General features: G+C 67.2%; 20 protein-coding genes. 3 read left to right on the forward strand and 17 right to left on the reverse strand.

The window, feature by feature from the left end:
- Nucleotides 1–63: 63 nt before the first annotated feature.
- The 7 genes from ACVWWN_RS28320 to mqo all read right to left on the reverse strand — a co-directional run bounded on the left by ACVWWN_RS28320 (nucleotide 64) and on the right by mqo (nucleotide 8,854).
- Entirely contained in the window at nucleotides 64–1,644 is a 1,581-nt protein-coding gene (locus tag ACVWWN_RS28320; RefSeq protein ID WP_457146825.1) for an MFS transporter, read from the reverse strand.
- 33 nt (nucleotides 1,645–1,677) lie between these two features.
- Nucleotides 1,678–2,874 carry a uroporphyrinogen-III C-methyltransferase gene (gene cobA / locus ACVWWN_RS28325; protein WP_457146826.1) on the reverse strand — a complete coding sequence of 399 codons (1,197 nt, stop codon included), beginning with the start codon at nucleotides 2,872–2,874 and terminating at the stop codon, nucleotides 1,678–1,680.
- Nucleotides 2,871–4,241 (reverse strand): cobyrinate a,c-diamide synthase, encoded by a 1,371-nt coding sequence (locus ACVWWN_RS28330; protein ID WP_457146827.1) that lies wholly within the window; start codon nucleotides 4,239–4,241, stop codon nucleotides 2,871–2,873. Before ACVWWN_RS28330 ends, cobA begins: the two co-directional genes overlap by 4 nt.
- A gap of 88 nt (nucleotides 4,242–4,329) precedes the next feature.
- Nucleotides 4,330–4,944: a cob(I)yrinic acid a,c-diamide adenosyltransferase gene (gene cobO, locus ACVWWN_RS28335; protein WP_457146828.1), complete on the reverse strand. Its 615-nt coding sequence runs from the start codon at nucleotides 4,942–4,944 to the stop codon at nucleotides 4,330–4,332.
- Between the two features lie 10 nt (nucleotides 4,945–4,954).
- Nucleotides 4,955–6,808 (reverse strand): magnesium chelatase subunit D family protein, encoded by a 1,854-nt coding sequence (locus tag ACVWWN_RS28340; protein WP_457146829.1) that lies wholly within the window; start codon nucleotides 6,806–6,808, stop codon nucleotides 4,955–4,957.
- Nucleotides 6,805–7,266, reverse strand: a complete 462-nt coding sequence (locus ACVWWN_RS28345) for a GNAT family N-acetyltransferase (protein WP_457146830.1) — start codon at nucleotides 7,264–7,266, stop codon at nucleotides 6,805–6,807. The genes ACVWWN_RS28340 and ACVWWN_RS28345 overlap by 4 nt, the downstream gene beginning before the upstream one ends.
- A gap of 13 nt (nucleotides 7,267–7,279) precedes the next feature.
- Nucleotides 7,280–8,854 carry a malate dehydrogenase (quinone) gene (gene mqo, locus ACVWWN_RS28350; protein WP_457146831.1) on the reverse strand — a complete coding sequence of 525 codons (1,575 nt, stop codon included), beginning with the start codon at nucleotides 8,852–8,854 and terminating at the stop codon, nucleotides 7,280–7,282.
- Between the two features lie 155 nt (nucleotides 8,855–9,009).
- Here mqo and ACVWWN_RS28355 point away from each other — a divergent pair, with 155 nt between their 5' ends.
- The 3 genes from ACVWWN_RS28355 to ACVWWN_RS28365 are packed head-to-tail and all read left to right on the forward strand — an operon-like array spanning nucleotide 9,010 to nucleotide 12,280.
- On the forward strand, nucleotides 9,010–10,035 hold the full coding sequence (locus ACVWWN_RS28355; protein WP_457146832.1) for an alpha/beta hydrolase: 1,026 nt from the start codon (nucleotides 9,010–9,012) through the stop codon (nucleotides 10,033–10,035).
- 5 nt (nucleotides 10,036–10,040) lie between these two features.
- Nucleotides 10,041–11,456: a mycothione reductase gene (mtr, locus tag ACVWWN_RS28360; RefSeq protein WP_457146833.1), complete on the forward strand. Its 1,416-nt coding sequence runs from the start codon at nucleotides 10,041–10,043 to the stop codon at nucleotides 11,454–11,456.
- Nucleotides 11,453–12,280 (forward strand): siderophore-interacting protein, encoded by an 828-nt coding sequence (locus tag ACVWWN_RS28365; protein ID WP_457146834.1) that lies wholly within the window; start codon nucleotides 11,453–11,455, stop codon nucleotides 12,278–12,280. The genes mtr and ACVWWN_RS28365 overlap by 4 nt, the downstream gene beginning before the upstream one ends.
- 37 nt (nucleotides 12,281–12,317) lie before the next feature.
- Here ACVWWN_RS28365 and nicT read toward each other — a convergent pair whose 3' ends face one another.
- The 10 genes from nicT to ACVWWN_RS28415 all read right to left on the reverse strand — a co-directional run bounded on the left by nicT (nucleotide 12,318) and on the right by ACVWWN_RS28415 (nucleotide 22,573).
- On the reverse strand, nucleotides 12,318–13,415 hold the full coding sequence (gene nicT, locus ACVWWN_RS28370) for a Nickel transporter NicT (protein WP_457146835.1): 1,098 nt from the start codon (nucleotides 13,413–13,415) through the stop codon (nucleotides 12,318–12,320).
- 71 nt (nucleotides 13,416–13,486) lie between these two features.
- Nucleotides 13,487–14,323, reverse strand: coding sequence for a class I SAM-dependent methyltransferase (locus ACVWWN_RS28375; RefSeq protein WP_457146836.1), 837 nt, complete (start codon nucleotides 14,321–14,323; stop codon nucleotides 13,487–13,489).
- 278 nt (nucleotides 14,324–14,601) lie between these two features.
- Entirely contained in the window at nucleotides 14,602–14,940 is a 339-nt protein-coding gene (locus ACVWWN_RS28380; protein WP_457149311.1) for an ArsR/SmtB family transcription factor, read from the reverse strand.
- On the reverse strand, nucleotides 14,941–15,663 hold the full coding sequence (locus ACVWWN_RS28385) for a FadR/GntR family transcriptional regulator (protein WP_457146837.1): 723 nt from the start codon (nucleotides 15,661–15,663) through the stop codon (nucleotides 14,941–14,943).
- Nucleotides 15,664–15,667: 4 nt separating this feature from the next.
- The gene (locus ACVWWN_RS28390) at nucleotides 15,668–16,441 is read right to left on the reverse strand and encodes a 3-oxoacyl-ACP reductase (protein WP_457146838.1); all 774 of its coding nucleotides are present in this window, start codon (nucleotides 16,439–16,441) and stop codon (nucleotides 15,668–15,670) included.
- Complete coding sequence (locus ACVWWN_RS28395; protein WP_457146839.1) at nucleotides 16,442–17,806, reverse strand: aldehyde dehydrogenase family protein; 1,365 nt, start codon at nucleotides 17,804–17,806, stop codon at nucleotides 16,442–16,444.
- The gene (locus tag ACVWWN_RS28400) at nucleotides 17,803–18,660 is read right to left on the reverse strand and encodes a gamma-glutamyl-gamma-aminobutyrate hydrolase family protein (RefSeq protein WP_457146840.1); all 858 of its coding nucleotides are present in this window, start codon (nucleotides 18,658–18,660) and stop codon (nucleotides 17,803–17,805) included. Before ACVWWN_RS28400 ends, ACVWWN_RS28395 begins: the two co-directional genes overlap by 4 nt.
- Nucleotides 18,647–20,014: a glutamine synthetase family protein gene (locus ACVWWN_RS28405; RefSeq protein ID WP_457146841.1), complete on the reverse strand. Its 1,368-nt coding sequence runs from the start codon at nucleotides 20,012–20,014 to the stop codon at nucleotides 18,647–18,649. Before ACVWWN_RS28405 ends, ACVWWN_RS28400 begins: the two co-directional genes overlap by 14 nt.
- 83 nt (nucleotides 20,015–20,097) lie before the next feature.
- Entirely contained in the window at nucleotides 20,098–20,874 is a 777-nt protein-coding gene (locus tag ACVWWN_RS28410; protein ID WP_457146842.1) for a GntR family transcriptional regulator, read from the reverse strand.
- Nucleotides 20,875–20,995: 121 nt separating this feature from the next.
- Nucleotides 20,996–22,573: an amino acid permease gene (locus ACVWWN_RS28415; protein WP_457146843.1), complete on the reverse strand. Its 1,578-nt coding sequence runs from the start codon at nucleotides 22,571–22,573 to the stop codon at nucleotides 20,996–20,998.
- Between the last annotated feature and the right edge of the window lie 20 nt (nucleotides 22,574–22,593).

Here is a 22,593-nt window from a genome sequence, read left to right on the forward strand (position 1 = left end):
CCTCGAGCTAAAGCTCTCCACTGCCCGACGCCGAGCTAAAGCTCTCCACTGCCCGATGCCGAGCTAAAGCTCTCCGGCGTCGATCGCGTCCTTGACTTCCTGCGCATGCGCAACCTGCTCGGAGGTGTAGCCGATGAACAGCGCCACCACGCCGACGATCACCGCGACGGCGGCCACCCACAGCAGGCCGTAGGTGTAGCCCTGATCCAGGGCGTGCAGCTGGAAGCTGTCCATGTTCTTCACCGGGCCTGTGGTGCCGCCCAGGTACAGCGTGCGCGAGGTGATGACGGCCTGGATCACCGCCAGCACCACCGGCCCGCCGAGGTTCTGCAGCATCAAAGCGATCGCCGACACCGGGCCGATCTGATCGAAGCCGACCCCCGCGATCGCGGAGACGGTCAGCGGAACGACGATCATGCCGATGCCGAAGCCACCGACGGTGATCGGCAGCACCAGGTTCGGGAAATACGGAATGCCGCCGTTGAGCGTGGAGCCGTAGAGCATCGCCGCCAGCACCAGCACGCCGCCGGCGATCACCAGCACCCGCGGCGGGAACCGCGATACCAGGGCCGAGGACAAGCCCAGCCCGATGCCCAACGCGATCACGAACGGGATGAACCCGATGCCCGCGCGCAGTGCGCTGTAGCCCATGATGTCCTGCACGTACAGGCCGATCAGCACCGTGAGGGTGAACATCACGCCGCCGGCCAGGAAGACCGCCGCGAACGTGGCGACGCGGTTGCGGTCGCGGAACAAGTCGAAGGGCAGCACTGGGTTGTCGGCCGTGCGCTCGACGAAGAGGAACGCGGCCAGGCAGGCGAACGCCACGCCCCCCGAGGCAAGCGTCACCGGCGACAGCCAGCCTTCTTCGGGACCCATCGAGAAGCCGAAGACCGCGGCCGTACATCCCAGGGTGGCCAGCACGGCACCGGTCGCGTCCAGCTTCAGCCGTTCGCGGTGGGTTTCCCGCAGTGTCTTGCGGGCCAGATGAATCATCAGCAATCCGATGGGGACGTTCACCAGGAACGCCCACCGCCACGACACCTCGGTCAGCGCGCCACCGACGACCAGGCCCATCACCGAACCGACGCCGGTCATGGCGGCGAACACCGCGGTGGCGGCATTTCGGGCGGGACCCTTGGGGAAGGTCGTCGCGATGAGCGCCAGCCCGGTCGGTGAGGCGATCGCGGAGCCGACGCCCTGCAACAGCCGCGCGATCACCAGCGTGGTCTCGTCCCAGGCGATGCCACAGAGGATCGAGGCGATGGTGAACAGGGCGACACCCACGATGAAGGTGCGCTTGCGGCCGATGGTGTCGCCCAGGCGACCGCCCAGCAGCATCAGCCCGCCGAAGGTCAGCACATACGCGGTGATCACCCAGCTCCGGCCCGCGTCGGACAGGCTCAGTTCGTCCTGAATCTTAGGAAGCGCGACAATGGCGACCGTGCTGTCCATGGTCGCCAGGAGCTGCATACCGCCGATCGCGATGACCCCGGCGAAGAACCGGCGCGACGGCAACCACTCCGGGTACCTGCGGGTTCGCCCCGCCGACGCACGGTCCACGTGCGTGGGAACCGCCCGGTTTGCCCCGCCTTCAGCGTCGCGCTGCATGGCTGCGCGCTCTGCGTCGTTGAGAGCAGTCATAGCTGGTTACCTTACAGTAATCTTAAGAATCCTTTATCCGCCGAAGGCCGCGACCGCCCCGATCACGATGATTGCGGGGGGTCGAACGCCCTCCGACCGGATCCGTTCGGGCGCATCCTCCAGCGTCGCTCGCAACGTCCGCTGCGCGGTGGTCGTGCCGTGCTGCACCACCAACACCGGGGTATCCGCAGGTCGGCCGCCGTCCAGCAGCGCCTTGGCGAAAAGCTCGATGCGCTCGACCGCCATCAGCAACACAATCGTGCCCGTCATCGCGGCCAGCGCATTCCAATTCACTAACGATTCGGGATGGTCCGGCGCAACATGGCCGCTGACCACCACGAACTCGTGCGTCACGCCCCGGTGGGTGACCGGAACGCCCGCCAGCGCCGGCACGGCTATGGCGCTCGTCACACCCGGCACGACTGTGACCGGAATCGCAGCGTCGGCACACGCCAGGACCTCTTCGAAACCGCGCGCGAAGACAAACGGGTCGCCACCCTTGAGACGCACGACGAACTTGCCCGCCCGGGCCCGGTCGATGAGCACCTCGTTGATCGCGTCCTGCGCCATCGCCCGTCCGTACGGGATCTTCGCGGCGTCGATGACCTCGACGTGCGGCGGCAGCTCGGCCAGTAGCTCCTGCGGAGCCAACCGATCGGCCACGACGACGTCGGCGTGCGCCAGCAGGCGCCGGCCGCGGACGGTGATCAGCTCCGGATCGCCCGGCCCGCCCCCGATGAGGGCGACCCCGCCCGGCAGCACACCCGGCGCCTCGGCCGTGATCACGCCGCGCTGAAGCGCCTCGTGGATGGCTGACCGGATAGCGGCCGACCGTCGGTGGTCGCCGGCGGCCAGCACACCGACCGACAGGCCCTCGTATTCGAAGGAGGCCGGTGTGACGGCCGTGCCCTCGCGCGCGATGTCGGCGCGCACACAGAAGATGCGCAGGCGTTCTGCCTCGGCGACGATCGCCGCGTTGACGTCTGCGTCGTCGGTGGCCGCGATCACATACCAGGCGTCGTCGAGGTCGCCGCCCCGGAACTCTCTTGTTTCCAAGGAGATTCCCTCCATCGCCTCGACGGCGGGCGTGGCGCTGCGGGTGATCAGGTGGACGTCGGCGCCGCTGGCGATCAGAAGCGGTAACCGCCGCTGCGCCACCGAGCCGCCACCGACGACGACGACCTTCTTGCCGGCCAGGCGCAGGCCGACGAGGTACGCGTTATCGGTCACCCGGCGAGCTTAGAGGGTGCAGCCGCGGTGACGAAGCGGGTGATCGCATGCGGGTGTGCGGCCGGATGGGTGTGCAGGTACCCGGCGTGCACACCGTCGTCGACCGCGCCGTCGTGGACCCGGTCCACGACGGCGCCGCTGTACACCCACGCCGGTGGATAACCTTCGGCGAATGCCACTGTCGTCCGGTGAAATTCATGCCCGACGGCTCGATCGCCGATGGCGTGCAACGGCGAGTCCACCACCGTGACGGCTTCCCGGTAGCCCAGCGTCAGCCGGTCAGTGAATCGGGCGGACCCGGACAGCACGCCGCACATCGGGTAGCCGTCCAGTTCGTCGACCAGATAGGTCAGGCCGGCGCATTCGGCGTGGATCGGCGCACCGGTGCGGGCGAGCTCCCGGATTTGTTGCCGAACAACGTCATTGCCGGACAACTCGGTGCTGAACTGCTCGGGGAAGCCGCCGGGCAGCACCAGCGCGGACGTGTCCGGGGGCAACGAGTCGGTCAGCGGGTCGAACTCGACGACCTCTGCTCCGGCCGCCCTGAGCAACTCGCCGTGCTCGGCGTAACCGAAGCTGAACGCCTTGCCTGCCGCCAGTGCGACGGTCACGCGCTCCGGCGCGGGTGCGGCGACGACGGGATCCCATGCGTGTCCGGTGACGGCACTTCTGGCCAGGTCGGCGATTCCCACCAGGTCGACGTGGCGTCCGATCAACGCCGTCATCGCCTCGACGGCGGCACCGGCCTGGCGGCCATGTTCCACCGCCGTGACCAAGCCCAGATGCCGTGACGGAAGCGACAGTTCGTCGGCCCGCGGGATCGCGCCGAAGACCCGGACTCCCGCATGTTCACAGGCTTGCCGCAGGACGTCCTCGTGACGCAGCGACCCGACCCGGTTGAGGATGACGCCGGCGATCCGGACCGAATGATCGAACGTCGAAAACCCGTGCAGCAGCGCGGCCATGCTCTGGCTCTGGCCACGGGCGTCGACCACGAGGATCACCGGGGCGCCGATGAGTGCTGCCACGTGGGCGGTCGATCCCTGCGCCGTGCCACCAGCGTTCGCATCGATGCGGCCGTCGAACAGCCCCATCGCGCCCTCGACGACCGCGATGTCCGCGCCCGCGCTGCCGTGCCGGTACAACGGGCCGATCAGCACATCGCCGACCAGGACGGGGTCGAGGTTGCGGCCCGCCCGGCGTGCGGCCAATGCGTGATAGCCCGGGTCGATGTAGTCGGGGCCGACCTTGAACGGCGCCACCCGACGTCCGGCCCGGCGCAGCGCTCCCATCAAACCCGTTGCCACCGTAGTCTTTCCACTGCCCGATGCGGGTGCGGCGATGACGACGGCCGGAACGCTACTCATCTTGTCCCCACATTGGCGAGCGTGCGCAAACTCGCGGAAAACCGCGGCGTGTCGGCCGCAGACACGCACGCTCGCGCAAAGTCGTGAGTCACCACTCGATTCCTTTTTGGCCCTTGCGGCCGGCGTCCATCGGGTGCTTGACCTTCGTCATCTCGGTGACGAGATCGGCGGCGTCCAGCAGAGACTGGGGAGCGTCGCGGCCGGTGATGACGACGTGCTGGGTGCCCGGGCGTTGGGTCAGCGTCGTGACGACCTCCTCGACGTCGACCCATCCCCACTTCAACGGATAGGTGAACTCGTCGAGCACGTAGAAGTCGTGGCGTTGCTCGGCCAGCCGGCGCGTGATCTCCGCCCATCCATCGGCCGCGGCGGCGGCGTGATCGGTGTCGGTGCCGTGTTTGCGCGACCACGACCAGCCCGCGCCCATCTTGTGCCACTCGACGGGACCGCCGACGCCGTGCTCGTTGTGCAGCCGGCCCAGTTCATGAAAGGCGGCTTCCTCACCGACCTTCCATTTGGCGCTCTTGACGAACTGGAACACGGCGACGTCGAAACCCTGGTTCCAGGCGCGTAGCGCCATCCCGAAGGCGGCGGTCGACTTTCCCTTACCCGCGCCGGTGTGCACCGCGAGCAGCGGCGCATTGCGGCGCGCGCGCGTGGACAATCCGTCATCGGGAACCGTGACCGGCCGGCCCTGTGGCATCCGAAGCCTCCTATGCTGCGCTGCGGTCGCCCTGGCCTTTGACCAGGGCGGTCAGGGCGTCGGCGCGAAGCGCAGCCAGGCGAACCGACGGTGCGCCCAGATGCCCGGCCAGTTGCTCGGCCAAACCCAGTCGCACATGCGATGTTTCGCAGTCCACCACGACGGCGGCGGCACCCTCGGCGAGCAGCCGATCGGCGGCGACCCAGGTCCGGCCCAGCGGATCCTGCCCGCCCGTGGCACGTCCGTCGGTGAGCACCACGACCAGGCTGCGCCGGGCCCGGTCGCGCGCCTTCTCCCGGACCACGAGATCGCGGGCGGCGAGCAACCCTTGCGCCAGCGGAGTTCTGCCGCCCGTGTCGAACCTCGCCAGGCGGCGCCCCGCGATGTGCACCGATGTGGTCGGCGGCAGCAACACCTGCGCATCCTGCCCGCGGAAGGTGATCACGGCGACCTTGTCGCGCCGCTGATAGGCGTCGCGCAACAGCGACAGCACCGCGCCGCTGACCGCGGCCATCCGGTCGCGCGCAGCCATCGATCCCGAGGCGTCGACGACGAAGATCACCAGATTGCCCTCGCGGCCCTCCCGTACTGCCCGCCGCACATCATCGGGCCCCGGCCGCGGACCGCCAGGCCCACGCTGGCGTCCGGCCGCGGCGAGCAGTGTCGCGAACACGTGAACGCCGTGACCGGCCTCGCGGTCGGTGGTCGCCGAAACCACGGTGCCTGTGCGGTTGCGCGCGCGGGAACGCCTGCCGGGCGCCCCCTCCCCCACGCCGGGCACGACGAGGGCCCGCGTCCGGAATACCGCGGACGGGGCCGCGCTCGGACGGCTGGCAGCGTTCGAATTGCGTTGCGGCGCCGCCTGGTCAGAGACTTCGGGGGCCGATTCCCCCCCGCCGGGCGGGTCGGGATCCGGCTCCGGCGCGGCCTCCGATTCGGCTTGGGAGGCCTGTTCCATCGCCTCGTCGAGACGCCCGGGATCCAGCCCGGGGTCGTCGAACGGATCCCGGCGCCGGCGGTGCGGCAAGGCGAGTTCGGCGGCCACCCGGATGTCGTCCTCGGTCACGGTGGTGTGCCCCTGCCACGCCGCATGCGCGACGGCCGTCCGGGCCACCACCAGATCGGCGCGCATCCCGTCGACGTCGAACGCCGCGCAGAGCGCCGCGATTCGACGCAACTCGTTGTCCGGCAGCGTGACCTCGGCGAGCGAGGCGCGGGCCCTGGCGATGCGGTGGGCCAACTCTGCGTCGGCCTCGGCATGCCGCTGCGCGAACGTCGCGGGGTCGGCCTCGAACGCCAACCGCTGACGGATGACGTCGGCCCGGACCTCGACATCACGAGAGGCGTGCACGTCGACCGTGAGCCCGAACCGGTCCAGCAGTTGCGGCCGCAGTTCGCCCTCTTCGGGATTCATGGTGCCGATCAACACGAAGCGCGCCTCGTGGCTATGAGAAATGCCGTCACGCTCGACATGCACGCGGCCCATCGCCGCGGCGTCGAGCAGTACGTCGACGAGATGGTCGTGCAGCAGGTTGACCTCGTCGACATAGAGCACGCCGCCGTGGGCGCGGGCCAGCAGCCCCGGCGAGAACGCATGCTCACCGTCGCGCAATACCTTCTGCAGGTCAAGGGATCCGACGACGCGGTCCTCGGTGGCGCCGATCGGCAACTCGACCAGCTGGCCACCGCCGCCGGGGACCGCCGTGAGCACCTGCGCCAAGCCTCGCACCGCAGTCGATTTCGCGGTGCCCTTCTCGCCCCGGATCAACACCCCACCGATCTCGGGCCGCACCGCGCACAGCAGCAGGGCCAGCCGAAGCCGGTCATGACCGACGAGCGCGCTGAACGGATACTGTGCTGTCACGACTGCCCGATTCCGGGCTTCACCATCGGCACGTGCGGGATGCCGTCATCGAGGAATTCCTCCCCGTCACGGACGAATCCGTGGCCGAGATACATCTCCTCGAGATAGGTCTGCGCGTCGATGTGGCAGGGGAAGTCGCCCACCTCGGCCAGGGCCGCCTGCATGAGGCGGGTGGTGTGGCCATGGCCGCGCGCGCTGCGCTTCGTACACACCCGGCCGATCCGAAAGCCCTTCTGGCCGCCAGGATGTTCTTCCATCAACCGCAACGTGGAGATGACCTCGCCGTCGACGCCTTCGAGCCAGAAGTGACGCGTTTCGGCCAACAGGTCACGCCCGTCCAATTCGGGGTAGGGAGTGGCCTGCTCGACGACGAACACCTCGACGCGCAGCTTCAGCAATTCGTAGAGCGTCCTGGCGTCGAGGTCCTTGGCCCAGCTGCGGCGCAGCGCCACCGTCATTCGCTGACCACGGTCAGACAGTCGCCGCGGTAGCCGAATTGACGGTGTCCGAACCGGTCTCGTGCGGCTGTTGGGTGGGAGGCACTCCGCTGGCTGGCTTGTCGAGCTTGAGCACCTTGGTGCCGTGCGCCCACACCTCCTGGAAAAGGCGCGGCTCGTTGGAGAGTTCGGCGCCCAGCGACGGCACCATCTCCTTGAGCTTGGGCAGCCAGCCGGCATACCGGTCGGCGAAGCAACGCTCCATCACGTCGAACATCGCCGGCACCGCAGTCGACGCGCCGGGCGATGCGCCGAGCAGTCCGGCGATGCTGCCGTCGTCGGCGGTCAGCACCGTGGTGCCGAACTCCAGGACGCCGCCCTTGCCCTTGGCCCGCCGGATCACCTGCACCCGCTGCCCGGCCACGTCCAGCTCCCAGTCGGAATCCACTGCGCTCGGCGCGAATTCACGCAGAGCATCCACCCGGTCGGCCTCGGACAACATCAGCTGGCCGACGAGGTACTTCACCAGCCCCAGCTCGGTGACGCTGACACCGAGCATCGACACCAGGTTGTTCGGCTTGACCGACAACGGCAGATCGGTCAGCTTGCCCTGCTTCAAGAACTTCGGCGTCCAGCCCGCGAACGGGCCGAACAGCAGCCAGGACTTGCCGTTGATCACCCGGGTGTCCAAGTGCGGCACCGACATCGGCGGCGCGCCCAGCGGCGGCAGCCCGTACACCTTGGCCTGATGCCCGGCGGTCAGCGCCTGGTTCTGCGTGCGCAGGAACTCGCCGCCGACCGGGAAGCCGCCGAATCCCCTGGCCTCCTTGATGCCCGCCTTCTGGAGCAGCGGCAGCGCACCGCCACCGGCGCCGACGAACACGAACTTCGCGTTCAGCTTGCGCGTCTGGCCGGTGCGACGATTGGCGACCTTCAACGTCCAGCTGCCGTCCGACTCCTTGTTCAGGTTGCGCACCTCGTGGCCGAACAGCGTGGTCATCCCCCGCTCGGCGCTATAGCCGATGAGCTGTCGCGACAGCGAGCCGAAGTCGACGTCCGTGCCGTCCTGCGTCCAGTTCAGCCCCACCGGGTCGGAGAAGTCGCGCTGGGCGGCCATCAGCGGAAGCCGCCGGCTGAACTCGTCCTTGTCGTCGATGAACTCCATCGAGGCGAACAGCGGGTTGCCGAGCAGCGCATCGTGCCTGCGCTTGAGGTAGTCGACGTTCTCCGCGCCGTGTACGAAGCTGACGTGCGGGATCGGGTTGAGGAAGCTGCGCACATCGGGCAGCACCCCGTTCTCCACCGCATAGGTCCAGAACTGCCGCGACACCTGGAACTGCTCGTTGACGTGCACGGCCTTGCTGATGTCGATGGAGCCGTCGGGGCGTTCCGGGGTGTAGTTCAGCTCGCACAGGGCGGAATGCCCGGTGCCGGCGTTGTTCCACGGGTCGCTGCTCTCCGCGGCCGCGCCGTCGAGGCGCTCGACCAGCGTGATCGACCAGTCCGGCTCCAGGAGGCGCAACATCGCGCCCAGCGTGGCGCTCATGATGCCCGCCCCCACCAGCACAACGTCGGTCTTGGCGGTCTTGGCTAAGTCTTGTTCAGACACCGGATCCTTGGTCCTTCGTGGTGGTCGCACGGCCCGCTAGTCACGGCTTCTCGGTGTTCAGGTTATCCCGCCGCCCGGTACGCCAACCGGCCGACCACGTGACGTCCGCCTCCGTCGACGCCGGCCGCCGGCACGTCGCGATTAAGGTAACTGTCGTGCCTGAATGGGAGCCCGATGTGCTGCCGGGCTACTGGCAGCAGACCATTGCCCTCGGGGCGGACCCCGACGGAGAAGGACAGCTAATCGCGACCGTCGTCCGCCGCGGCGATCCCGACCCCACCGCCGGCCGCGCCGTCCTTCTGGTGCACGGGTTCACCGATTACTTCTTCAACACCGAGCTGGCGGACCATTTCGCGGCCCGCGGGTTCACCTTCTACGCGCTCGACCTGCATAAATGCGGGCGATCATGGCGGGAGGGCCAGACCCCGCACTTCACCACCGACCTCGCCCGTTACGACACCGAGCTGGACCGCACGCTCGACATCATCAACGGTGTCTCGCCCGCGAAGGTGCTCGTCTACGGGCACTCGGCGGGCGGGCTGGTCGTGTCGCTCTGGCTGGATCGCTTGCGCGGCCGGGGGGTGACCCGAATCAGAAACCTCACCGGCCTGGTGCTCAACAGCCCCTGGCTGGATCTGCAGGGGCCCGCCTTTCTTCGCATCCCGCCGACGGCCGCGGCCATCGCCGCGATGTCGCGGGTGCGCAAGCGCATGGTGATTCGGTCGCCGACCGCGGGCGGCTACGGCTCGACCCTGCACCGCGAATATCACGGCGATTTCGACTACGACCTGAAGTGGAAACCGATCGGGGGATTCCCGGTGACGCTCGGCTGGATCCACGCCATCCGGCGCGGGCACGCCCGGCTGCACCGCGGTCTCGACGTCGGCGTGCCGAACTTGATCCTGCGATCGGACCGCAGCGTGCGCGAGGCCAACGACCCCGTGAAAGTCGACGCCATCCAACGCGGCGACGCCGTGCTCGACGTCAACCAGATCGCCCGCTGGGCCGGCTGCATCGGCAATCGCAGCACGGTCGTGCCGATCGCCGACGCCAAGCATGATGTGTTCCTGTCCGTCGCGGAATCTCGGCAAACGGCCTACCACGAACTCGACAGCTGGCTGAACTGGTACACCATCTGGTCGGAGACCAATGGCGCCACCCCACAACCCGAACGAGGATGACAACCATGGCCCACTTCGACATCGCGATCATCGGAACCGGTTCGGGCAATACCATCCTGGACGAACGCTACGACGACAAGAAGGTGGCAATCTGTGAGGCGGGGGTGTTCGGCGGCACCTGCCTCAACGTCGGCTGTATCCCGACCAAGATGTTCGTGTACGCGGCGGAGGTGGCGCAAAATGCCAGGGAGTCCGCCAGATACGGTGTCGACGCCCACGTGGACGGCGTTCGCTTCGGCGACATCGTCTCCCGCGTCTTCGGCCGGATCGACCCGCTGGCCGTGGGCGGGGAGAACTACCGCAGTTCCTCACCCAACGTCTCGGTGTTCAAGAGCCACGCCAGGTTCGGCGATCCCCTTCCGGACGGGCGCTACGCGCTGCGCACCGATGATGGCGCCCAGTTCACCGCCGACAAGGTGGTGATCGCGGCCGGTTCACGGGCCGTCATCCCGGAGTCGATCGCGGAGTCGGGAGTGCGCTACCACACCAGCGACACGGTCATGCGCATCGCCGACGTGCCTGAGCATCTCGTCATCGTCGGCGGCGGCTTCGTGGCGTGCGAGTTCGCGCATGTCTTCTCCTCCCTGGGCAGCCGCGTCACGATGATGATCCGGGGCAGCACCCTGTTGCGCGGTCACGACGACACCATCTGCGAGCGGTTCACCGACATCGCGGGCAAGAAGTGGGAATTGCTGAACCATCGCGAGGTCAAGAGCCTGCGGCGAGACGGCGATGGCGTGGAACTACGCTGCCAGGACGACTCGAAGGTGCACGGCGACCTGCTCCTCGTCGCCACCGGCAGGAAGCCCAACGGAGACCTGCTCGATGCTGAGCGCGCGGGCGTGAAGGTCGGCGCCGACGGCCAGGTCGTCGTCGACGAGTTTCAACGCACCACCGCACGCAATGTGTATGCGCTGGGCGACATCTCGTCGGATTTTCAGCTCAAGCACGTGGCCAACCACGAGGCCCGCAGGGTCAAGCACAACCTCCTCCAGGACTGGGATGACACCGACGCGCTGATGCCGTCCGACCATCGCTACGTGCCGTCAGCCGTCTTCACGGATCCGCAGATCGCCAGTGTCGGGCTGACCGAAAACGAGGCCAGGGCGAAGGGTTACAAAATAAAGGTCAAGGTTCAAGATTTCGCCGACGTAGCCTACGGCTGGGCGATGGAGGACACCGCAGGCATCGCGAAGATCATCGTCGACGACGACAAGGGCACGATCCTCGGCGCGCACATCATGGGCCACCAGGCATCTTCGCTCATCCAGCCGCTGATTCAGGCGATGACTTTCAACCTGGCGGCCCAGGACATGGCGCGGGGTCAGTACTGGATCCACCCCGCACTGCCGGAGGTGATCGAGAACGCTCTGCTGGCGCTCTGCGGAGAGCCGCCCTGGCCGCCGTCGCGACGGCATTGAGTGCGCCGTCCGCGCTGGGCCGGGTCATCACGACCGTCGATCTGAACCCGCATCTGGTCCGCGTGGAACTGGACGTCCCCGAGTTGACCGGTCTCGATCTTCCGTACGCACCAGATGCCGCGGTCGGACTTTATTTTTCGGCAGTCGACGAGGAATCCGCTCCGTCGGGCCGGAGCTACACGGTTCGCGAACACGACGCGATCAACAACCGGATAATCGTCGACTTCGTGATGCACGGCCGCGGCACCGGCACCGACTGGGTGAGACGTGCGGCGCCCGGCGATGCGGTCACCCTCGCGCATGCACGGTCGTGGTACCGACCGCCTGCGGCCACTGACTGGCAGGTCCTCGTCGCCGACATGGCGGGCTTGCCTGCACTGGCCCGGCTCATCGATCAACAACCCGATATCGAGTCGATCGCCATCATCGAGGTGCTCGACGGTGACGATCTGGGCTATCTGCCCGACCATCCGGCGATTCCGGTGGTGGAGTCGGTCGGGACGGGAAACGGCGGCGCAGCAAGCGTGCTGGCGGCCCTCGCGGCCCAGTACTGCCGCGTGCCGGGGCGGGGCTACTGCTGGTTCGCCGGAGAAGCGGGCGAGGCGCGTGCGGTCCGCAACTACCTGCGCCGCGAACAACAATGGCAGTCAGACCAATTGGACACGATCGGCTACTGGCGCCGCGATTCCGAAGAATGGGACGAGCGCTACGCACGGGTCGGGCCGCGTCTCTTCTCGGTGTACGAGCGGGCGCGCGCGGCCGGCAAGAGCGACAAGGACGCCGCCGAGGAGTTCGACGACGCGCTCGAGCGCTCGGGCCTCTAGCGTGAAATCAGCCGGACGGCAGGGCGTCCGGACTGCATCAGTCGGCCACCGCCGTCCAGCGCTCCTCGACGCGTCCGAAGTGCCAGACCGCCAATGCGATCAGCCAGGCCGCGACGAATAACCCGACGATCATGAACCCGACGAACTCCAGGTTCAGCGAGCCGATCGCAGCCAGCGGGCCCGAATGGAGCCCGAGCCGGTCGGCGAGCAGACCTGCGAGCAGAATGACGCCAATGACGAGCGCGACGATGACCGACAGCACCGTGACCGTCAAGTTGTAGTACACCTTGCGGACCGGCTTGAGGAACGCCCAGCCGTAGGCCCGCGACATGAAAATCCCGTCAAGGGCGTCGAACAGACTCATCCCGGCGGCGAACAGCACAGGAAGCACCAGGATGGCGTACCAGGGCAGCGTGAACGCCGCCGTGCCCGCGGCCAGCACCAGCAACGCCACTTGCGTCGCCGTGTCGAAGCCCAGCCCCATCAACAGCCCCACCGGGTACAGATGCCACGGCTTGCTCACCCGTCGCATGAACCGGCCGAGCAGCCGGGCCAGGAAGCCGCGTTGATTGAGTTGGTGTTCGAGTTCGGCCTCGTCGTACTCACCGTTGCGCATCGCGCGGAACACCTTCGCGATACCGACTGCGGCGAAGAAGTTGGTCAGCCCGATCAGGATCAGGAAGGTGCCCGCGACGAGGGACCCGATCAGGCCGAGGGTCTGCAGCAGGGGCGAGCCCTCGTCCTGCACCGGCCCCACGATCGCGCGCACACCGATCGCCAGCAGGAAGGCCAATCCGAAAACGACGCTGGAATGGCCCAGCGAGAACCAGAATCCGGCGGACAGCGACCGGGTGTCCTCTCCGACCAGCTTGCGGGTGGTGTTGTCGATCACGGCGATGTGGTCGGCATCGAATGCGTGCCGCACGCCGAGTAGGTAGGCGGTGACACCCAGCCCGACGCCGAACACGCCCGCCGATCCGAGCGTGATGTGCTGAGGTGCGACCCCGAATACCAGCACGCCCCACCCGAACAGGTGCAGGGCGATCACGACGATGCCGATCGCGGCAATCGTCGTCCAATCGGTTCGGTCGAATTTGGTGGCCTGAGCGGGTTCGGAGGGTGCTGCGAGGGTCACCACCCGAGCCTATGTCCGCAACCCATCATCTGTCTAGATGAACAGATGTTCATGTCGGCGTCCGGGCCGACTCACCGCTTGGCGGCGGTGACCAAAAGATACTCGGCGTCCCAGGATGACCGCCCGGCGCCGCCCCGATCCCAGGTCGTCAGAAAACTGAGGAAGTCACGGTCCAGAGCCTCGACCCGGTCGGGCTGCTCGGCGTTGAACGTGTACGCCGCGATGGTCGGCCCGTAGTTGCGCTTCCAGTACTCACGGAACTCGACCGGTTCGAGGCAGTGGTCCAGCACCACGATCTGGCGCCGCATCGTCAGGTCGACAACCCGGTCGCCGAACAGTTCGCGGATGTGGTTCTCATCGCCCCACAGCGGTGCCGGGCTGGCGCCCGGTGGCGGAGGCGGCGCGTACGGCTTCATCGTCTTGAACAAGCTGCCGATGAAACCCTCCGGTGTCCAGTTGATCATCGCCACCGCTCCGCCGGGCCTGACGACCCGCAGCAGTTCGTCTGCGGCCGCCTGATGATGCGGCGCGAACATCGCGCCCACACAGGAAATCACGACATCGAAGCTGTCGCCCGCGAACGGCAGCGCCTCGGCGTCGGCCTCGACCCACTCGAGCTCTACGCCGCGGTCTGCCGCGATCCGGCGGCCGGCCTCGAACAACTCCGGGGTCAGGTCGCTTGCCGTGACGACCGCACCTTCGATGGCTGCCGGGATGGCGGCATTGCCCGAGCCGGCGGCGACGTCCAGCACCTTGTCGCCGGGCCGCACGCCGGCTGCGCGCACGAGCTCGGGCCCCAGCGACGGAATCAGCTCTGCGGCGACGGCGGGATAGTCGCCGGTCGCCCACAGCGCGCGATGTTTGGCCTTGAGCGCGCGGTCAACGCCGGCATCTTCGGGAGTCTTCATGGTGTTTTCTCCCTTCGAGGATGACAGCTTCGACATCGCTTCGGGGAGGTTCTGCAGGCATCGCAGAACAACGCACCGAATGGCGGACGGCGGCGATGAGTTATTTCCCATGGACGGCCAATGCGGCCGCGCACCCCGGGAGAGACATGACGGTCATCGCTGCTGGTTTGGTCGGCTGGCTCTTCATTCTCGGGTTCGCCATCGCTGTGGGCTCCGCGACGGCCAAGCGCGGCCACCGACTTCGTCAGTCGACGCAGCGATATCTTCCCGCCACACGTTCAGGCGTGGCGTGCGCCGATCCAGTGCAGTAGGTCGTGCACGATCTCGTCTTCGAGCCGATAGCTGACCGCCCGCCCGATCCGCGTGGAACTCACCCAGCCCTGCTGACGCAGTACCCGCAGCGCCTGCGAGACCGCGTTCTCCGACCGGCCCAGCGCCGCGGCCAGGTCGCCGACACAGATGCCCGGCGCCCGGTGCAGGCTCAGCAGGATCTCCAACCGGTTGGGGTCGGACAGCAAATCGAAACGCTGGGTCCACACCGGGGTGTCGACATCGGCCAGTGCCGACGATGCACGCTGCACCTGTACCTGGTTCCCAGGGTGTTCCACGCCTTGAATTTAGTCCAGAAACCCGTGCAAAAGGGCCGCCGAGCCCGCGACATGCGCGTGCATCGCCGTGGCGGCCTCCTCGAAGTTGCCGGCCAAGATCGCGATCACGATGGCCTCGTGTTGTTCGTCGGAATGGGCGATGTTGCGCCGTAGCAGCGGAATCTGATCGAGCAGGCGGTTGAGCCGCATCCGATTCTCGGCGAGCAGCGGCACCAGCGACGGCGACCCCGCGGCCTCTGCGATCGCCAGGTGCAGCCTCGAGTCCAGACGCCGGTAATCGCTGGGCTCGGCGCCGCGCACGTCATTCAGGCGGGACCAGAGACCTTCCCGCTCGGCGGCGGTCAGGGTGCGCTGCGCCGCCATCCGCGCGGCGCCGACCTCGAGGATCTCGCGCAGCCGCAACGCGTCGTCGATCTCCGCGCGAGTCACCCCCGGGATGTCGCCGGTATGACCGGGCAGTTCGTCGGCGAGGAAGGTGCCGCCGTAGCGCCCTCGCCGGGACACCAGGTAGCCCGCATCGGCCAACGACTTGATCGCCTCCCGCACGGTGTCTCGGCTGACGCCGAGCCGGGCCGCCAGCTCCCGTTCGGGCGGTAGCGATTCGCCGGGCTGCAGCACCCCTAGCCGGATGGTCTGCAACAGCCGTTCGACGGTGTCCTCGAACGCGTTCCCGGGCCGCACCGGGCGCAGCAATGCATCACTTGCCAGCGGTACGTCCGGGTCGACCGACATGCGTTTACAGCGGAGTGACGTAGTGGCCGCTGATGCCGCCGTCGACGAGGAACGTGGAGGCGGTGATGAACGACGCGTCGTCGCTGGCCAAAAACGCCACTGCGGCCGCGAGTTCGGCCGGCTCCGCGAATCGCCCGACGGGAACATGGACGAGCCGCCGCGCGGCGCGCTCCGGATCCTTGGCGAACAGCTCCTGGAGTAGCGGCGTGTTTACCGGACCGGGACACAACGCGTTGACGCGGATGCCCTGCCGGGCGTATTGCACACCGAGTTCCCGCGAAATGGCCAGCACGCCGCCCTTGGATGCGGTGTAGGAGATCTGCGACGTCGCCGACCCCATCACCGCGACGAACGACGCCGTGTTGATGATCGAGCCGCTCTGCTGCGGCACCATGTAGCGCAGCGCCGCCTTGCAGCACAGGAACACCGATTTGAGGTTGATGTCCTGCACCCGCTGCCACGCGTCCAGCCCGGTGCTCTCGATGAGATCGTCCTCCGGCGGCGAGATACCCGCGTTGTTGAAGGCGATGTCGACCGAGCCATGGGTCTTGGCGGCGGTATCGAACAGCGTGTCGACTGCCACCTCGTCGGAGACATCCACGGGCACAAAGGTTCCGCCCAGTTCGTCGGCCGCCTCTTTACCGGTCGTCGGGTCGATGTCGCCGATGACGACGGTGGCTCCCTCCGCGCCCATCCGGCGCGCGGTGGCCAGGCCGATGCCGCTGGCGCCACCGGTGATCACCGCCACCTTGCCCGCCAAGCGCTGGGTCAGATCCATCTATGCATCTCCGATCGAGAAGAAAACGTTCTTGGTTTCGGTAAAGGACAGCGGCGCGTCCGGACCGAGCTCGCGGCCCAACCCGGACTGTTTGAAGCCGCCGAACGGCGTGTTGTAGCGCACCGACGAGTGCGAATTGACCGAGAGGTTGCCGGTTTCCACCGCCCGCGAGACTCTCAGCGCCCGCGACAGGTTGTCGGTCCAGATCGACCCCGACAGGCCGTACGGAGTGTCGTTGGCCAGGTTGATCGCATCCGCCTCGTCATCGAATGCGAGCACCGTCACCACCGGCCCGAAGATCTCCTCCATCACGGTGCGGTCGGTCCGCGACGGCGTCAGCACGGTGGGCGGGAACCAGTAGCCCGGACCCGAGGGTGCATCGCCGCGGAACGCCACCAACGTGTCGTCGGGTACATAGGAGGCCACCGTGTTCCAGTGGGACCTGGACACCAACGGACCCATCTCGGTGTCCTCCGCGCCGGGGTCACCGACCACGACACCCTTGACCGCCGGCTCCAGCAATTCCATGAACCGGTCATAGACACTGCGCTGCACCAAGATTCGGCTGCGGGCGCAGCAGTCCTGGCCGGCGTTGTCGAACACCCCGTACGGCGCCGTGGCCGCGGCCTTCTCCAGATCGCAGTCGTCGAACACGATGTTGGCGCTCTTGCCGCCCAACTCGAGCGTGACCCGCTTCACCTGGGCGGCAGCGCCCGCCATCACGCGGGTGCCGACATCGGTGGAGCCGGTGAACACGATCTTGCGCACGTCCGGGTGGGTGACGAACCGGTCCCCCACCACCGACCCCTTCCCGGGCAGCACCTGGAACAGGTCGGCGGGCAGGCCGGACTCGACGGCCAGTTCGCCCAGCCGGATCGACGTCAACGGCGTGATCTCGGCCGGCTTCAGCAGCACCGCGTTGCCCGCGGCCAGCGCCGGTGCGAAACCCCAGGACGCGATGGTCATCGGGAAGTTCCACGGCGCGATCACCCCGACGACGCCGAGCGGCTCGTTGAAGGTGACGTCGAGCCCACCGGCCACCGGAATCTGCTTGCCCGACAGGCGTTCCGGACTGGCGGAGTAGAACTGCAGCACGTCGCGGACGTGACCGGCCTCCCACCGCGCGTTGCCGATCACATGGCCCGAGTTGGCGACCTCAAGCGCGGCCAGCTCGTCCACGTGGGCATTGACCACCGCCGCGAACGCCCGCAGTCCCGCGGCCCGTTCGGCGGGCGCCAGCCGCGCCCAGGCCTTCTGCGCGACGACGGCGCGGGCCACCGCGTCGTCGGCGGCCGCCTCGTCGGTCTGCTCGACGGTGCGCAGCAATTCCTCGGTGGCCGGATTGACCACATTGCTGGTAGTCATGCCGTTGTCCTCTCCCCAGTCGTCCCCCTGCTCTCCGAGCGGGTGGGGCCCCCGCTTGCCTGGGGAGTGCCCCCAGCGCTCCTACCCTCGGGAGCCACTTTCTTGTGTGTCGCGTACGCCGCACCTGCCTGGACCACACCCGCGAAAAGGCGCAGGTCGTCCAACCGCTCCTCAGGGTGCCACTGCACCGCCAATGCCCACGTGTCCGGCTTCTGCGCCGGGTCGATCTCGACCGCCTCGATGACACCGTCGGCGTCCTGCGCACTGACGATGAGTCCCTGGCCCAGCTGGTCGATGGCCTGGTGGTGGTAGCACTGGGCGTCCGACGACTCGCCGATCAGCGCCGCCACCCGGGTGCCTGGCACGGTGCGGATCGACGACGTCGCGAAGACCGCGTTGCCCTGCTGATGGTGGGTGTGACCGAGGACGTCGGGCAGGTGCTGATGCAGAGTGCCGCCCATCGCGACGTTGAGCACCTGGGCGCCACGGCAGATGCCCAGCACGGGGATGCCCCGGCGCACCGCGCCGCGAAGCAACGCGAATTCGAAGGCATCGCGCATCCGGTTCTCGGCCACCGCCTGGTCGGTGGCGGGGTGGGGCTGCTGGCGGTAGCTCGCCGGATCGAGATCCCTTCCGCCGGTGAAGACCAGTCCGTCGAGCCCGTCGAGTATGCGTGACGCGATCTGGTCGTCGACCGGCTGCGGAGGCAGCAGCACCGCGATTCCGCCCGCGCTGTTGACGCCCTCGAGGTAGATGGCGGGCAGGAAGCCGGCCCGCACATCCCATACCCCGGTCTTCGCCTGCTGCAGGTAGGTGGTCAGGCCGATCACCGGCCTGTGACTAGAGGCGCTCAAAGCCACGAACCCTTTCCCAGTCGGTGACCGCGGAGTTGTATGCGGCCAGTTCGACGCGCGCGTAGTTGAGGTAGTGCTCGACGACATCGTCGCCGAACGCGGCGCGCGCGATCTCTGACTTGTCGAACAGCTCGGCGGCCTCGCCCAGTGTCGTCGGCAGCCGTTCGGCACCACTGGTGTACGCGTTGCCCTCCAACGCTTCCGGAAGCTCCAGCTGATTATCGATGCCGTACAGCCCGCCGGCGATCAGCGCTGACACCGCCAGATATTGGTTGACGTCGCCGCCCGGTGCCCGGTTCTCCATCCGCATGCCGGGCCCATGACCGACGACACGCAGCGCGCAGGTTCGGTTGTCCAACCCCCACGCGACCGCCGTGGGCGCGAAGCTGCCTTCGACAAAGCGCTTGTAGGAGTTGATGTTCGGCGCGTAGAACAGCGTGAACTCGCGAAGTGTGGCCAGTTGTCCGGCGATGAAGCTGCGGAACATCGACGACATCCCGAGTTCGTCGTCGGGATCGGCGAACACCGCTCCACCGTCACCACCGCAGAACGAGATGTGGATATGGCAGCTGTTGCCTTCGCGCTCATCGAATTTCGCCATGAAGGTCAGGCTCTTGCCGTGCTGGTCGGCAATCTCCTTGGCGCCGTTCTTGTAGATGGTGTGGTTGTCACACGTGACCCGGGCGTGATCGTAACGGAACGCGATCTCCTGCTGGCCGAAGTTGCACTCGCCCTTGACGCCCTCGCAGTACATGCCCGCGCCCTCCATGCCCAACCTGATGTCGCGCAGCAATGGCTCCATCCGGGTCGACGCGAGCATGTTGTAGTCGACGTTGTAGTCGGTGGCGGGTGTCAGGCCGCGATAACCGGCCGCCCACGCCGCGCGGAAACTGTCGTCGAACACCATGAACTCGAGTTCCGTGCCTATGTTGGGCACCAACCCGCGCTCGGCGAGTCGGTCGATCTGCTGGTTGAGGATGCTGCGCGGCGCCTGCGTGACCGGCTTGCCGTCGGTCCACGTCAGATCGGCCATCATCAACGCGGTGCCCGGTATCCACGGGATCAGCCGCAGCGTGGCGAAGTCCGGGTTCATCACCATGTCGCCGTAGCCGGTTTCCCAACTCGACATCGCGTAGCCGTCCACGGTGTTCATGTCGACGTCGACGGAAAGCAGGTAATTGCAGCATTCGGCGCCGTGCTCGGCCACCTCCTCGACGAACAGCCGTGCCGACACCCGCTTGCCGGTCAACCGACCCTGCATGTCGCAGAACCCGACGATCACCGTGTCGATTTCGCCGGCGGCGACCAACCGCTCGAGGTCGGTTTGCGACAACATGCCGGTCTTGGGGCTCACGGTTGCTCCCTCTCGACGAGATGATCACGCGAAGATCGATGTAACTTTAACGTTCAAAGGTCGGACAACCGACCAATAGCACTCTACTGGCTGGCGGCGGGGTCCGAGGACTCGGCAGACGCAGCATCCCTGTACTCGCTTCGCGTGTGGGCCGTCCGGTTGATCCGGACATCGAATGCTTCGGAGACGTGCCATTCCCTGGACACCATGACCGGCGTCCCTTCCCGGTCATAGTCGATCTCTTCGATGTACAGCAACGGTTTTGCCCGCCGGATACCCAGCATTTTCGCGACGCGGTCCGTACTCGCCACCGCACGCAGCGTCGCCGTGGCGTGGTCCGCCTCATGCCCCGAAGATCGCAGCAGCGCGAACAGCGAGGGATCGAGTGCGCGTAGGTCCAGTCCGGGGCGGAGAAGGCGGGCGGGAATCCGATCGCGCGAGTAGATCACCGGTCGATCGTCGGCCGTGCGCACACGTTCGACCGCCAAGACGGTGTCGCCCGGACGGAGCCGCAGGGGACCGTCGTCCACCGCGCAGGGCTCCAACACCGCTTCAACCACATGCATCCCGGCCCTGAAGCCGGCGTTCTCGATCATCGCGCGATAACTCAGCGTCGAATCGAGGCCGTGGGGCATCCGGCGGCGCTCGGTGACATAGCTTCCCGAACCACGTCGACGCACGACATAACCGGCCTCGATAAGCGCGCTGACCGCGTCACGCACCGTGGCTCGTGACACCCCGAAGCGCTCGGCGAGCTGGCCCTCGGTCGGCAACTTCGTCCCAGGCCCCCACCGCGAATTGACGATTTCCTCCAGCAACACGTCCCGCAACCGGTCAGCGAGCAGAGTTCGCCCAGGCATGTAACGAGCCTAGAGCTGGGTATCGCCCGTAGCGGCGGCGACGTCACTGCCCGCGTCGAGGGCAGCCGCCTTTACGTTCTGCGAGTCGACTGCGACTCCCAGAACCACCGACACCACCCCCTCAGGTTTCGGTGCGAGTCTGCGGGCTGTCCGGCCTGATGTCGGCAACGGAAACCGCGCCGTAGCCCTCCTCTTCCAAGTTCACGCCGTACTGGCCCTGCGACATCGCGAATTCTTCTTCCGGTGACAGCACCAACTTGTGTCGCCCCCTGACCGCGAAGTAGAGAAGTCCGGCCAGGAAGTAGATGAGCGTCCCGTAGACCCCCGGCCGGTAGTCCTCGTTGAGGAACAGCGAGACGAGCGCCACCAGCGCGATCGCACCGGCGATCGCGGCGCCCCAGACACCTAACGGGCTCCGGTACGGACGCTCGATGTTCGGTAGCTTGCGCCGCAGCATGATGAACGCCAGGCACTGCATGAAGTAGGAGATCACCGCGCCGAACACGGCCATGTACAGCAGCGCGCCCACGATCTTGCCCGCAAGCGCGTTCTCGCTCTGCCCGGCGAAGTAGATGACGAGCGAAAGCGCGTAGCCGATTACCGCACCGGCAATGAGCGCGACGTATGGCGTATTCCTGGTCGGGTGGGTGATCGAAAGGCTCTGCGGGAAATAGCCCGCGCGAGACAGCGAGTAGGTGTTGCGGCCGTAGGCGTAGATGATCGTGAAGAAGCTGGCGATGAGCCCGATCAGCGCGAGAAGACCCAGTAACGAAGCGCCCGCACCCTCGCCGAATACCGCCTTGAACCCGTCGAAGAACGGGGTCGCCGACGTTCCGATCTCCGCGGCGCCGCCGCCGACCCCGGTGTTCAGGAACAGGATGCCGACGGCGAACACCATGAGCGTGGTGAGGCCCCAGATCGTCGCGCGGGGGATGTCGCGCTTGGGATCGTGGGATTCCTCGGCGGCCAACGGCAGTTCCTCGATCGCGAGATAGAACCAGATCGCGAACGGCAGGGCGGGGAAGATTCCGGCGATGCCCTTGGGCAGGAAGCTGCTGCCCCCCTCCTCCGGCGGCATGTTGGTGAGCAGGCCGGCATCGAATTTCCCGCTGAAGACGACCGCGACGAAGAAGAACGCGAGAATGGCCAGCGCAGCGACGGTGACAGCCACGGTGAACCGCATGGTGATCTCGATACCGAGGATGTTGATGCCGACGAAGATGATGTAGTAGACGGCCCACCACAACACCGGGCTGTTCCACCACCCATCGGCCCCGGTCAGATCGAAGACGATGTCATGCGAGAGGAAGCCCATCGCGCCGACGACCACCGCAGGCGTGATCACGTACTCCATGTTCTCGGCCAACCCGGTGATGAAGCCGCCCCACGGGCCCATGGCCGATCGGGAGAACGAGTAGGCGCCGCCGGTGTGAGGCAGGGCAGGCGACATCTCCGCGATGGAGAAGCAGAGGCCGTAATACATGATCGTGATGACGATCGCGGCGATCAGCAGGCCACCGAAACCGCCGGCGTCCAGGCCGAGGTTCCAGCCGTAGAAGTCGCCCGAGATGACCGCTCCGACACCGAGTGCCCAGAGCGACCAGAAGGCGGCATGACGCCGCAATTTCCGCTTCTCGAAGTATCCGTGGCCAGCCTCTTGATAGGTGACCGATCCGACCGCCCGCTTGTTCTCCGCCATGGCCCCTCCTCGGGATTGAG

The sequence above is a fragment of the Mycobacterium sp. URHB0021 genome (assembly GCF_054057895.1).

What these genes read in the sequence shown, in the direction of transcription:
- ACVWWN_RS28390 (WP_457146838.1), bottom strand. Translation starts at nt 16,441, where the DNA reads ATGGATCTGACCCAGCGCTTGGCGGGCAAGGTGGCGGTGATCACCGGT.
- cobO (WP_457146828.1), bottom strand. Translation starts at nt 4,944, where the DNA reads ATGCCACAGGGCCGGCCGGTCACGGTTCCCGATGACGGATTGTCCACG.
- ACVWWN_RS28345 (WP_457146830.1), bottom strand. Translation starts at nt 7,266, where the DNA reads ATGACGGTGGCGCTGCGCCGCAGCTGGGCCAAGGACCTCGACGCCAGG.
- ACVWWN_RS28320 (WP_457146825.1), bottom strand. Translation starts at nt 1,644, where the DNA reads ATGACTGCTCTCAACGACGCAGAGCGCGCAGCCATGCAGCGCGACGCT.
- ACVWWN_RS28330 (WP_457146827.1), bottom strand. Translation starts at nt 4,241, where the DNA reads ATGAGTAGCGTTCCGGCCGTCGTCATCGCCGCACCCGCATCGGGCAGT.
- ACVWWN_RS28395 (WP_457146839.1), bottom strand. Translation starts at nt 17,806, where the DNA reads ATGACTACCAGCAATGTGGTCAATCCGGCCACCGAGGAATTGCTGCGC.
- ACVWWN_RS28415 (WP_457146843.1), bottom strand. Translation starts at nt 22,573, where the DNA reads ATGGCGGAGAACAAGCGGGCGGTCGGATCGGTCACCTATCAAGAGGCT.
- ACVWWN_RS28385 (WP_457146837.1), bottom strand. Translation starts at nt 15,663, where the DNA reads ATGTCGGTCGACCCGGACGTACCGCTGGCAAGTGATGCATTGCTGCGC.
- ACVWWN_RS28410 (WP_457146842.1), bottom strand. Translation starts at nt 20,874, where the DNA reads ATGCCTGGGCGAACTCTGCTCGCTGACCGGTTGCGGGACGTGTTGCTG.
- mtr (WP_457146833.1), top strand. Translation starts at nt 10,041, where the DNA reads ATGGCCCACTTCGACATCGCGATCATCGGAACCGGTTCGGGCAATACC.
- ACVWWN_RS28375 (WP_457146836.1), bottom strand. Translation starts at nt 14,323, where the DNA reads ATGAAGACTCCCGAAGATGCCGGCGTTGACCGCGCGCTCAAGGCCAAA.